Source organism: Candidatus Polarisedimenticolia bacterium (genome assembly GCA_036001465.1).
Taxonomy (GTDB): domain Bacteria; phylum Acidobacteriota; class Polarisedimenticolia; order Gp22-AA2; family Gp22-AA2; genus Gp22-AA3.
In genome coordinates this window covers 1-11811 of record DASYUH010000112.1, presented here as the reverse complement: position 1 = coordinate 11811, position 11811 = coordinate 1, and the positions used below count along the sequence as shown (strand labels likewise).

11 protein-coding genes are annotated in these 11811 nt (G+C 67.6%); 1 reads left to right on the top strand and 10 read right to left on the bottom strand.

Features of this window, described 5'->3' with window-relative positions; all coding sequences use genetic code 11:
- The 8 genes from VGV60_18660 to VGV60_18625 form a co-directional block, all read right to left on the bottom strand.
- Positions 1-200, bottom strand: a 200-nt coding sequence (locus VGV60_18660) for a hypothetical protein (GenBank protein HEV8703299.1), incomplete at its 3' end; no start/stop codon positions are given.
- Between the two features lie 22 nt (positions 201-222).
- Complete coding sequence (locus VGV60_18655; protein HEV8703298.1) at positions 223-426, bottom strand: hypothetical protein; 204 nt, start codon at positions 424-426, stop codon at positions 223-225.
- Between the two features lie 31 nt (positions 427-457).
- The gene (locus VGV60_18650) at positions 458-664 is read right to left on the bottom strand and encodes a hypothetical protein (GenBank protein ID HEV8703297.1); all 207 of its coding nucleotides are present in this window, start codon (positions 662-664) and stop codon (positions 458-460) included.
- Positions 661-1155, bottom strand: a complete 495-nt coding sequence (locus tag VGV60_18645) for a hypothetical protein (GenBank protein ID HEV8703296.1) — start codon at positions 1153-1155, stop codon at positions 661-663. The genes VGV60_18650 and VGV60_18645 overlap by 4 nt, the downstream gene beginning before the upstream one ends.
- Complete coding sequence (locus VGV60_18640) at positions 1145-2143, bottom strand: hypothetical protein (protein HEV8703295.1); 999 nt, start codon at positions 2141-2143, stop codon at positions 1145-1147. The genes VGV60_18645 and VGV60_18640 overlap by 11 nt, the downstream gene beginning before the upstream one ends.
- A gap of 31 nt (positions 2144-2174) precedes the next feature.
- Positions 2175-2930, bottom strand: coding sequence for a ParA family protein (locus VGV60_18635; GenBank protein HEV8703294.1), 756 nt, complete (start codon positions 2928-2930; stop codon positions 2175-2177).
- Entirely contained in the window at positions 2921-3937 is a 1017-nt protein-coding gene (locus VGV60_18630; protein ID HEV8703293.1) for a P-loop NTPase, read from the bottom strand. Before VGV60_18630 ends, VGV60_18635 begins: the two co-directional genes overlap by 10 nt.
- Before the next feature lie 10 nt (positions 3938-3947).
- Entirely contained in the window at positions 3948-4874 is a 927-nt protein-coding gene (locus VGV60_18625; protein HEV8703292.1) for a hypothetical protein, read from the bottom strand.
- Between the two features lie 359 nt (positions 4875-5233).
- Between VGV60_18625 and VGV60_18620 the strand changes: the two genes are divergently transcribed.
- Positions 5234-7960: a PAS domain S-box protein gene (locus tag VGV60_18620; GenBank protein ID HEV8703291.1), complete on the top strand. Its 2727-nt coding sequence runs from the start codon at positions 5234-5236 to the stop codon at positions 7958-7960.
- A 4-nt stretch (positions 7961-7964) separates the two neighbouring features.
- On the opposite strand, the gene VGV60_18615 is transcribed toward VGV60_18620, so the two are convergent.
- Both VGV60_18615 and VGV60_18610 read right to left on the bottom strand, forming a co-directional pair.
- Complete coding sequence (locus tag VGV60_18615) at positions 7965-9320, bottom strand: sigma-54 dependent transcriptional regulator (protein HEV8703290.1); 1356 nt, start codon at positions 9318-9320, stop codon at positions 7965-7967.
- 220 nt (positions 9321-9540) lie between these two features.
- Positions 9541-11811: sigma-54-dependent Fis family transcriptional regulator (locus VGV60_18610; GenBank protein HEV8703289.1), on the bottom strand; the 2271-nt coding region annotated here is incomplete at its 5' end.

Sequence of the window (11811 nt, the reverse complement as noted above, 5' to 3'; positions counted from 1 at the left end):
CGGACGCGCGGGACGCCCGGGGTGAATCCGGCGTGCAGGCGCGCGGCCTCGGGGAAGGGACCGACCGCGACGTCCCGGATCAGGATCGTGTCGGGACGGACCTCTTCGGCGGGCGCGTCCGCGGGCTCGCCGGCCGACCTGGACGTCAGCGCGCGGCTGCGGATCTTGTCGCGGAAGGGGCGGAGCAGCTCGTCGGGCACTCTCACCTCGGCGGCGTCCCGATCAGCGCTTGGGCGCCATGTTGTCCAGGTCCAGGGTCCCGTGCAGGACGACCCGGTACTCGCCGGTCTCGCGGTCGAGCATCTCGACCTGCGCCGCGGCGCTGACGGAATGGACGATCAGGTCGCCGACCTTCGCCCCGAGGGTCGCGGGCGAGGTGGGCGAGGACTCGAGGCTGGGAAGATCCTGCAACCGGAAGCGCGGCATGACGCGGTCTCCCTGATGGCGTGTGGTGCGTTCAGATCCTGTCGAACGGTGTCTTCTCGAGATCGAGCGTCCCCAGGAGGACCAGGCGGTACTCGCCGGTCTGCGGGTTGACCGAGTCGATCTGCACCCGCGCCGACGTCGAGCTGATCAGCATCTCGCCCAGCTTGGTCCGCAGGGCGCCGGCCGACGTGGGGGCCTTCTCGAGAAGGGTGAAATCGTCGAGCTGGAACCGGATCATTCGCGTGCCCTCCTCTCGGGCGCCGCGCCCGGGCCGAAGTGGCACGGCACAACGCGGCGGTAGTGCTGCTGCGCGATCTCGAGCGGGATCCGGGCCAGGTCCCTCTCGAGACCCTTTTCGATCTCGTCCACCAGGTTGTTCAGGATGGTCGCGCCGGTTGCGCCGGTGCGTTGCGGGGCAAAGCCTTCGATGACCGGGGTGATCCCGCCTTCGTGGCCGGGGGACAGAAGCTCGGACATCTCGAGATGGGACACGGCCCCCGCCGGCGCTGCCGCGGCCGGCGTCGCGACGCGCGGATTGACAGGCGACGCGGCGGGAGGCGCCACGGGTGGGGCGATGCGCATCCCGCCCGGGTCCGCTGGAATGGCGGGCTGCTTCGCCTGGGCGCTTCGGAAGTGGGGTAGCGGCGGCAGAGGAATGCGCTTCCGCTCGCCGGCGACATCGCCTGCGGGCGGTGGCGAAGGGTGACGTGGCTGGCGACTAGTGGCCATCGTGCTTTCTCCTGCGCGGCGTGGCGGCCGGGGGCTGCGATTCAGGCTTGCGGCTGCTGGGGGGAGGTGTCGGATCGGCAGGGCGTCCAAAGGTCCAGAACGACCCGGAGATCGTGGATGGGCGCGCCGGCGGCACGACCGGGGCAGCTTGGGGGGGCCGGGGCCGCTCGGGCTCCGCGCCGTCGGCCGCCTCCCGTCCCGCCGGTGTTTTCCCATCATCTTCCGCGGGATCCAGGATCGTATCGGAGACCGTGAACGCGACCCGCCCGTCGGGTTGATGCGAGCTCAGCCCCATCCAGGAGACGAGCGCCACGTCGTCCACGAACGGATCCCCTTCATCGAGATAGCTTCCGCGTGCGGTCGACGCTGCCGACGAAGGGGACGCGACCGACGAAGCGGGCGCAGCCGGCGAGGCAGGCTCTGCCGGCGGCGGCACCGCAGGAGTTGGCACGGCCGGAGTCGGCGGTGTGATGGGCTCGACCGCGACACGCGGCTCGCTGCGCTTGCGGGAGCCGGGCCTGGCGGGCCGGCGCTCCAGCTTGACGGTGGGGGACTCGGACGGGGTGGCGGGCTCCATCAGCATCGCCGATTCATCCCGCTCCACGGGTTTCGACCGCGCTGCGGAGTCCGGCCGAACGCCCGGTTCCGTTCGCGCCGCCGATCGTGGCTGGGGGGAAGGCTCCATCGGCGCCGCGGGTTGCGGCTGGGGGGCGGGAGCGGGCGCCGTCCGTGCCGCGGATCCCGGTTGAGCCGCGGGCTCCTTGCGCGCTGCAGTCGCCGGTCCGGGGGCCTCCTCGACGACGATGGCGACGCGCCGCGCGATGGCGATGGGGATGCCCGCTTCGGCCGCGAGCCGGTCGGCGCCGGCCCGGGCCATGGCCGCGGGGGCGTCGAACCCGGCGCCCGCCAGGCGGTCCATCACGTCGCGGCCGAACAACTGGACGAGGAGAGTCATCACCTGCCGATCGCGGGTCTCGCGTCCGCTCATGAGTCGCGCGCCTCCGTCTGTGTCCCAGGCATCAGCATTCGGACACCACCTCCTGCGCCAGGGCCATGTAGTCCTTGCAGCCGCGGGCGTGCGGGTCGTAGTCCACGATCGGCACGCCGAAGCTCGAGGCCTCCTTCAGCTTCACGTTGGCGTGGATGACGGTGCCATAGAGCGCCTCGCCGAAGTAGCCGTTCAGGTCCTTGAGGATCTCCTTGCCGAACGTCGTTCTCTGATCGTGAAGCGTCGCGAGCGCGCGGACCTTCCGCGCCCGCCCGTTGCCGCCGGACGAGCCTTCGATGAACTGCAGGAGCTGGCTGACGCCGTACAGGGCGAAGAAACCGGTGTCGACGGTGATGATCGTCTCGTGCGCGGCGCGCACGGCATTGGCGGTGAGCAGGCCGCCGGTCGGCGGGCAGTCGACCAGGACGAAGTCGTACAGGTCGTCCACCGAGGCCAGCGCCCGATCGAGCGTCTCCTCGCCGTGCGGCAGGAGGTGCAGGCGCTGCTCCGCCAGCATCAGGCGGGGGTTCGAGGGGGCCAGGTCGAGGTTCTCCGACACGCGGCGGACCACGTCCTTGAAGCTGCCGGTCCCCAGGAGGGCGTCGTAGACCGTGGCGCCGTCGAGATCGGGCCGGCCGCGGCTCAGCCCGAGCGAGGCATGGGCCTGCGGATCGAGATCGACGACGAGGGTCCGCCGGCCGAGGCGCGCCAGGCAGGCGCCCAGGTTGATGGCGGTCGTCGTCTTGCCGCAGCCCCCCTTCTGGTTGGCGATGGCGATCACGCGCATTCGGGGCCTCGCTCCGGAGGGACCGCCGGTCGTGACGTCGCGCGCGGGGCGACCGCGCCGTCCGCGCCGGCGAGCGTGCCCGCGCGATCCGGGCCGGCGAGCGTGCCGGCGCCCGCGGACGTGACGCCGCGCTTCCGGTCGATCTCGATCAGGAGCTTCCGGCCGACGCCCCGGAAGCAGGCCGAGGCCGGCGCAGCCGGCTGGTTCAGGACGATCGGAATGCGGCAGGCGACCGAGGCCCCCACGCGCGCATCGTTCAGGACGTGCCCCAGGTAGAACAGCGGCCGCCGCAGGAAGCGCTGGCTGACCCGATCGATCTTGCCGAAGACCTCGAGCCCCTCGACCGCGCTCTTGGCCCGGTTCACGACGACGAAGATGCGCGCCGACGGATTGTTGTGCGCCACGTTCTTGATGACGGCATAGCCGTCCGTCATGGCCGTGAGGTCGGGAGTGGTGACCACGACGATCTCCCCTAGCGCGTAGAGAAACGAGGTCGTCGCGCGGCCGATGCCGGCGCCGGTGTCGACCAGCACGACCTCGGCGCGATCCCCCTCGGCGTCCATGGCGGCGACCAGCCGGGCCAGGCGTGCGGGGTGCAGGTCGGCCATGTCGGGCCGCCCCGAGCCGCCGGCGGCCAGGCGCACGCCCAGAGGCCCCGTCTCGGCGACCTCGTCGAGCGTCGCGCCCGACTCGATCACCTCCATGACCGTGCGCTGCGGCTGCACCCCCAGAAGCAGGTGCAGGTTCGCCAGCCCCATGTCGGCGTCGACCGCCACGACCCTGAGCCCCGACGCGGCGAGATGCACGGCGAGATTGCTGGTGAGGACCGACTTCCCCGTGCCCCCTTTGCCGCTCGTGACGCAGAGGATGACGGGACGCCGTCCCGCCGCCGGGCCGCCGACTCCGTAGTCCTGAACGAGCGTGAGCTCCGGCTTCGCAAAGCGCGAGGACACGAAGGGTGCGGCGCCCAGATCGCCCAGCCCCCGTCCAAGGCGACGACGCGTCAACGATGCTCCTTCAGGAAGACCTCCCGTCGCGCTCCCGGCGCTGCTTGTCGAAGCGGGCGAACTCCTGCATCTCCTCGGCCGTCAGGGTCTCGAAGATGGCCTCCGGGGCCTCGGGCAGCGGCACGGGCTCGTCGGAATCCGGGAGGGGATCGCCCGGCAGCTCCCAGGGGAAACGATCGTCCGGAGAGGCCGGCCAGATCGGCTCCCCCGCATCCAGCTCCATCGCGGGCTGGATAGGCACCGTCTTTTCGTCGGAGCCCTCCGGCGGGAGGACCTCATCGGGCCAGAAGGGCGTGGCGTCGGTGGCGGGGGCTTCCCGCCCGTTGGGCTTCGTCTGAGCGCGCGGGGCCGGCGCGGCCTGAGCCTCGGATTGGATGTCTGCCGGGGGACTCATGTGCGGGGCGGGCGCGGCGTGCGTCGCCGTCGCAGGGTTCGCCGACCGCCGGGCGTGAGCGTGCGGCGCCGCGTCGGCGTCCAGGCCCAGGATGGACGCCGCGGGCTCGATGGCGATGCGCATGCCGTCCTCGAAGGCGACCGGACGGGCCAGGTGGAGCGTGACCTCGATCGGGATCAACGCCAGGCGCCGCAGAAGCGCGTGCGGGAGCGCGGGCGCCAGAAGCAGGAAGCGGATGGGGCGTTCGATGGCCACGCCGTGGCCGGCGTACAGCCGGCCCAGCAGGTCGCGCTGGTCGGTCGACCAGGCCTTCAAATCGAGGATTCGCGCGATGGCGCGATCGATGTCGGGCGGCGTGATGGAGATAATCACCAGGCTGCCGGCCCGATCGACGGCGATCGCGTCGATGGGCCCGGCTTCGCCGGCCTGGACGTCATGGTCGAGGAGACGCAGCCCTTCTTCGAGCAGCGAGGGGTCGGTGCGAACTCGTGCCCGGATCGAGTCGGAAACCCCGATCGGCCCGGTGGCGATGCGCGACGACAACGATCGACTCGTGGCGCCTGGGGCGCCCAGGAAGGCGGCCCGGTGACGACCGGGCCGGAACCATGCGCGGCCTCCACCTGAAGGGTCCCACCGCGCACTATCCGCTTGACCGTCAACAGCTTCGGTCGGGTCTCATCGTACGCGAGCCGATTCGCCCAAGTCAAGCATTCGTGGCGCGACATCCCCCGTGGTGCGGCCATCCCCGGGGTCCCGGGCAAAGTCACCGGGCCCACCGGGGAGGGGCGTACAGGGAATTCTCCGCGAGGGGTGGCTAGAACATTGACTTCCGGCCGCATCCGGGCGCAAGATCTGGCATCGGGTCCGCTGCTTCTTTCCAACGCTTCCGGACGGCCAACTGAATGCCTCGACTCCCGGCTCCCGCACCCACGATGCTCGACCCGGGGGCAAGCCTGTTCTTCGAACAGAACCCCTGCCCGATGTGGGTCTTCGACGAGGAGAGCCTCGCGTTCCTGGCGGTGAACGCCGCGGCGGTCGAGCTGTACGGCTACTCACGCGACGAGTTCCTGTCGATGACCATCCTGGACATCCGTCCGCAGGAGGACGTCCCGAAGGTGATTGCGGCCATGCGCCGCCGTCCGCTCCAGGCGTACGAAGGGACCTGGCGCCACATCAAGAAGGACGGCGGCCATCTCGAAATCGAGTTCGCCGCGAGCCGCATCGACTGGCTCGGCAGGCCGGCGCGCCTTGTCATCGTGCGGGACGTCACGCAGAGAGCGCAGGCCGAGAGGGCGCTGCGCGAGAGCGAGAAACGCTTCGAACTGGTCGCCCGAGCCACCAGCGACATCATCTACGACTGGGACCTGCCGACCGGGTCGGTGTGGTGGAACGAGGGCGTGAAGCGAGGGTTCGGATACGACCTCGAGTCGAGCACCATCGACGTGTCCTGGTGGGAGGAGCGCGTCCATCCCGAGGACTGGGACCGTGTCGAAACGAGCATGAAGCAGGCGTTCGAGCAGGGCCGGGAGTTCATGATCCTGGATTATCGGTTCAGGCTCAGGGACGGCACGTACGCCCACGTCAACGACCGCGCCTGCATCGTGCGGGACGATGGGGGGCGCGTCGTCCGCGTGATCGGCGCCATGCGGAACACCACCGAGCGCCACAAGGCCGAGGAGGCGCTGCGCCAGAGCGAGGAACGCATGCGCCAGATGGCGGACGCGATCCAGGACGTCTTCTATCTGAGCGACGCCAAGACGAACGAAATCATCTATATCAACCCGGCGTTCGACAAGATCTGGGGCATCAACCGGGGCGAGATCCAGAAGCGCCCGCGCGGGTGGATCGACGTCGTCCACCCGGACGACAAGGAGCGGGTGCTCAAGGCGCTGCGCCAGTGGAAGCCCCAGGGATCGAGCCCCGAGTGGGACCACGAGTTCCGCATCGTCAGGCCGGACGGCTCCGTCCGCTGGGTCTGGGTGCGGTCCTTCCCGATCCGCGACGCATCGGGCGCCATCGTGCGCTTCGCCGGTGTCGAGCGCGACGTCACCGATCGCAAGCGCACCGAGGATGCGGTGCAATCGCTCCTGTCGATCACCTGGGAGCTGAGCTCGACGCTCGACGTCCGGGCCCTGATGGAGTCGCTCGTCCGGGAGACGCTGAAGCTCGTGGACGCCGAGGGGGGGTTCGCCGGACTCAAGACCCCGCGCGGCATGGAGTGCGAGAAGTACTGCACCGGCACCGAGGTGGTCGACTTCGTCCACTGCTTCGCCCCCGGGTCCGGCCTGCCGGGATGGGCCGTCGGCCACAAGGCCCCCTGCATCAGCAACGATGCCGGCCAGGACCCGCTCTTCGACCGCGAGCTGAAGGCGAGGTTCAAAGTGCGCTCCGCCATCTGCGCGCCGCTTCTCGATCCCCGCGGGGAGGCCCTCGGATTCATCGAGATCCACAACAAGAAGGACGGCTCCGGGTTCGACAAGGCCGACTGGGTCAAGGTGACCGCCGTCGCGCACGCCGCCTCGGTCGCGGTGCAGAACGCCATCGCGTATCAGAAGCTGCAGGAGACCACCGAGGCGCTGCGCCTCGCCGGCCTCAAGTACCGGGGCATCTTCGAGAACGCCATCGAAGGGATCGCGCAGTGCTCCATCACAGGGAAGGTCCTGACCGCGAATCCGGCGCTGGCGCGCATGCTGGGGTACGAGTCCCCCGAAGCGCTGATCGCCGGCGTCAAGGACATCGGCAGGGACCTGTACGTCGAGCCGGAGGTGCGCTCCGTGGTGCTGCGCGCCCTGGACAAGTCGAACGAGATTCAGGGCCTCGAGGTGCAGGTCTGGCGCAAGGACCGCACGCCGATCTGGGTGCTGATGAACGTGCGCGCCGTCCGCGACGCGTCCGGGGCGATCCTGCACCTCGACAGCATCGTGCAGGACGTCACCCAGCGCAAACGCACCGAAGAGGCCCTGCGCGACGTCTCCGGGCGCCTCCTGCAGTCCCAGAACGAAGAGCGCCGCCGCATCGCCCGGGAGCTGCACGACAGCACCGCCCAGAACCTGGCCGCCCTGGGGATGAACATCAGCCTCATCCGCAAGGCCGGCGCCACGCTGGACGCGAAGGCCAGGGACCGCCTCAAGGACAGCGAGGCCCTGGCCCAGCAGGCCTGCCGCGAGATAAGGACCCTGTCCTACCTGCTTCACCCCCCCGAGCTGGAGGACGGCGACCTGTGGTCGGCCGTCCGCTGGTACGCCGAGGGGTTCTCCAACCGCAGCGGCATCCGCGTCGACCTGACGATCCCCAAGGCCTCCCAGGCCGGCCGCCTGCCCGAGCAGATCGAGACCACCCTGTTCCGCATCGTCCAGGAGAGCCTGGCCAACATCCACCGCCACTCCGGCAGCCCCCGCGCCCGCATCCGCTTCGCCCGCGGCCGGTCCGCCGTCACCATGGTCGTCCGCGACCAGGGGCGCGGCCTGCGCCCCCGCAAGGGGCACCCCGCCATGAGCCCGGCGCTGATGGGCGTCGGCATCGCCGGCATGCGCGAGCGCGTGCAGCAGCTCGGGGGGCGGCTGGAGATCGACTCGAGCGCCCGCGGCACGGCGGTCAAGGTCACGCTGCCACTGCCGAGGGGGCATTGAGCGCTCAGTGATCGGACCTCGGCGCTGCGCGCCCGAACTGGATCGGGATGGCGTAATGGCGCATGCGCCGGTAGAGCTTGGGACGTGACCACCCGATGTAGCGCGCCGCGTGCGTTTTGTCTCCCTCGAAATTGTGCAGGGCTTTCTCGATCATGAGCTGCTCGCCACCTTTGCCGGCGCCCGAGTAATCGCGGGCTTCCTCAGTGATCATCAGGTGGCGGATGCGATCGGGCAGCTCCTCCGAATCAATCCGCTCGGACTCGCTCAATGCGACCGCGCGCTGCACGACATTCTCGAGCTCGCGGATGTTGCCTGGCCATTCGTATCCGCCGAGAAGCTCGAGAGCGCCGGTGGAGAATTCCCTGCGTGAAAAGCCGGACTCGGCGGAAATACGGTCCAGAAAGTGGCTGACGAGCGCCGGTATGTCGGCCTTGCGATCTCGCAGAGGCGGCAGATCGATGGTGATGACGTTGATGCGGTAGAGCAGGTCCACTCGAAACGCACCTTCCTTGATCAGTCCACTCAATCCGCGGTTCGTGGCCGAAATGACTCGCACATCCACTCGGATGGTCTCCTTCCCTCCCACGGGGCGAAACTCGCGCTCTTGGAGCGCGCGTAGCAGCTTGCTCTGCATGCGGATGCTCATGTCGCCGATCTCGTCCAGAAACAGCGTGCCGCCATGTGCGAGCTCGAGAATTCCCTTGCGGTCACGATCCGCGCCCGTGAATGCGCCGCGGACGTGGCCGAAAAGCTCCGATTCCAGGAGGCTTTCCGAAAGAGCCGAGCAGTTCTCAGAGAAGAACCGGCGCTCCTGGCGGCCCGATTTCTGGTGGATGGCCCTGGCGACCAGCTCCTTGCCGGTACCGCTTTCTCCCTGAATCAGCACCGGAAGCGAGCACGCTGCGGCCTTGGCGATGAGGTGATGAACGCGTCGCATGCTCTCCGTTAATCCGATGATGCCGTCGGAATTGGATCCGTCGGCACTGGATCCGGGCTCCGGGCCAACCACAAGTGCCTGTGCCGAAATAGGGCCATGATCCGAAGGGTTCCCGTATCCGCGAGTCTGACTGTCTCGAGTGGGAAGAGTGATTCCCGGCTCCAATCCGCCTCGCGGCCGAAGGCCTGCGGACAGCCTGGCGACATCCCGTTCATGCGACAGGGACAGCCCATAAAGAGCCTTCTTGCTCAGCGAGACGATGATTCGTTTGGTCGCCTCCTCGAGCATTTGAAGATCGGAAAGGGCCATGAGGTTCTGTACGGACTCGTGCTTCTCGCTGAGCGTCCTCGCCTGTCCGCCCAGCCTCTTGAGGTCGTTCAGCCAGGCTTCAAGGTCCAGTCGCTTGCGTGTGTCAAGTGGCATTCCGACGATTCTCCTTCCCCTCTCCGAGGGTCGCGCTTTCAGAAGCAATCGCGATACCAGGGAGTCGACCTGGCGCCGATGACAGACTGGAAGCAGGGCAGGGCCTTCATTTGCCTTGGGATGGAGTGCGCGAGGTGGGAAGTGACAACCAGTGTCAGTGCGCGGCCTGTACGGGTTCCGTCCTATTGTGAAAAACGGGCGCTAGGAGTGTCACACAGTATCACACCGTCCGCCCGTAATCGGCGGGGATGCCGAAGCCTTTCATTTTCCGGTACAGCTTCTGACGGTTCCAGCCGATGAAGCGGGCGGCCTTCGCCTTGTCACCACGGAATCGCCTGAGAGCGTCTTCCACCAGCATCTGCTCGCCAGTCTTCCGGCCATTGTTGCCGCCATCCAAGGCGGCGCTTCGGGCCACCGCAGCCAGGTCCCGCAAGCCGGCAGCCGCCCGGATGTTCTCGGGAAGAGCATCCTGAGAGATGATGGGCCCCCGGGCCAACACCAGCAGTCGCTCCACGACATTTTCAAGCTCCCGGACATTGCCCGGCCAGTCGTAGCGGCCAAGCGCCTCGACGACTCCCGGCGCCAGGCGTCTCCGCGATGTCTCATCAGGCGAAAGCTGCCGCACGAAGTGCTCCACCAGCAGTGGGATGTCCTCCCGACGGTCCCGCAAGGGCGGGACCTCGATCGTGACGACATTGAGTCGATAGAAGAGGTCTGAGCGGAACTTCCCGTCCCGGATCAGCGATGCGATGTTTGCGTTCGTGGCGGCAATGATCCGGGCGTCCACGCGTCGTGGCGAGTTCTCGCCCAACCGACGAACCTCGTGTTCCTGAAGCACGCGCAGCAACTTTGCCTGAAGCGCGACTGTCGTATTGGTGATCTCGTCCAGGAAGAGGGTGCCTCCGTGCGACTCTTCAATGAGGCCAACCTTGTCCCTGTCCGCCCCAGTAAACGCTCCCCGCGCGAATCCGAACAGTTCCGCCTCCAGGAGGCCCTCCGGCAGCGCGCCGCAATCGATGGCGACGAATTTCCTCTTTTGGCGCGGCCCGTTGTAGTGGATCGCCTTCGCCACAAGCTCCTTGCCCGTTCCGCTCTCCCCCGCGACAAGGACGTTGCAGTCACTGCCCATGACGCCGGCGATCGTGTCCGACAGCCGCATCATTGCGGCGCTCGTACCGATCAGGTTTTCGAATCGCCCCCTGCCCGCTGCCTCCCGTTTGAGGCGAGCGTTCTCCGCGTTGATGTCGCCGAAGACCCGGGCGTTCTCAATGGCGATCGCCGCTTGGCTCGCGAACGATTCAACGAAGGTGCGCTCCTTGTCTGTGAACATCTGCGCCGCCCGCCTCGTGTCCAGGTATATGATCCCGACCGTCCTGCCCCGCGTTCGCATCGGCACGCACAGAATCGATTTGATCTCGTGAATCACCAGACTCTGGAAGGCTGATAGCTCGGGATCCTTTCCCACGTCCACCTCGAGCAGCGTGTGCCCTTCCGCAACCCGGTTGATGACCGACCGGCTGAACGACGACACCTCCTCCAGGCTCTCTTTGTCCATGTTTCTTGCGCAGGCCAGCCGCATCTCTGCCGTTGATTCATCCCGCAGGAACACCATTCCCCGTTCGGCCCGGACATTTTCAATGGAGAGGTCGAGCAAATGGGTGAGCAGATCGTCGAGGTCCAGGATGGAAGTCAGCTTTTGCCCGATGGCATTCAGCGCGTTCAACATTCGACGCGAGATCTTCTCGCTCCGGCTCATCGCGGCGATGTCGTGCCTCGCCTTCCTCCCCACCTCCGCCCGCAGCCTCTCGAACCGAGCTTGCACCTCCCGCACCTCCGGCTGTGCAAGGAACGGCTCCCGGTACCGGTCGTCGTCAATGTCCATCGCCAGCTCGTTCACCGTGAGCGCGGCGACTCGGTAGCTCCGCAGCGCTCTCTCGTACTGCAGCCGCTGTTCGAACACTCTGCCAAGCCAATAACCCGCCTTCCAGAACTGCGGCCTGTCCGCATTTTTCTGCGCGATCTTGGTGGCTTCCGTGAGGGCCTGCTCGGCCTCATCGCTCCTACCTGCCTCGAGAAGGGCCTCCCCACGCAGAATCAAGGCCCAGGTTGTGTGCCAGGCCATCTTCTTCTTGCGTGCCTTGTCGAGGATCGGCTTCAGGCGTTCATCTAAGTCCTCGAGCGAGAGACCGAGTGCTCGGTCGATTTGCAATTGGGACAGGCGGGCGTTAAGGCGAATATCGAAAGGCGAGTGGTTCTCGTGATTTCGTATAGCAGTTGAGATGCGAGATCGAGCCTCTTCGTAGTGGCCAAGTGCACAAAGGAAAAGTGAGAACATCGTGTCTAGCTCGAGCATGAGAGGCGACAAATCCGCGGTGCGCGCAATGTGCAATGCGTGTGCGATCACCCGCTTCCCGAGATCGAATCTTCCCGTCGCCAAAAGAAGTGCGCCCCAAGTTGAATAGACTCCGCACGCTCCCGGCGTAGCGCGCAT

What these genes read in the sequence shown, in the direction of transcription:
- VGV60_18655 (HEV8703298.1), bottom strand. Translation starts at nt 426, where the DNA reads ATGCCGCGCTTCCGGTTGCAGGATCTTCCCAGCCTCGAGTCCTCGCCC.
- VGV60_18650 (HEV8703297.1), bottom strand. Translation starts at nt 664, where the DNA reads ATGATCCGGTTCCAGCTCGACGATTTCACCCTTCTCGAGAAGGCCCCC.
- VGV60_18645 (HEV8703296.1), bottom strand. Translation starts at nt 1,155, where the DNA reads ATGGCCACTAGTCGCCAGCCACGTCACCCTTCGCCACCGCCCGCAGGC.
- VGV60_18640 (HEV8703295.1), bottom strand. Translation starts at nt 2,143, where the DNA reads ATGAGCGGACGCGAGACCCGCGATCGGCAGGTGATGACTCTCCTCGTC.
- VGV60_18635 (HEV8703294.1), bottom strand. Translation starts at nt 2,930, where the DNA reads ATGCGCGTGATCGCCATCGCCAACCAGAAGGGGGGCTGCGGCAAGACG.
- VGV60_18620 (HEV8703291.1), top strand. Translation starts at nt 5,234, where the DNA reads ATGCCTCGACTCCCGGCTCCCGCACCCACGATGCTCGACCCGGGGGCA.
- VGV60_18615 (HEV8703290.1), bottom strand. Translation starts at nt 9,320, where the DNA reads ATGCCACTTGACACACGCAAGCGACTGGACCTTGAAGCCTGGCTGAAC.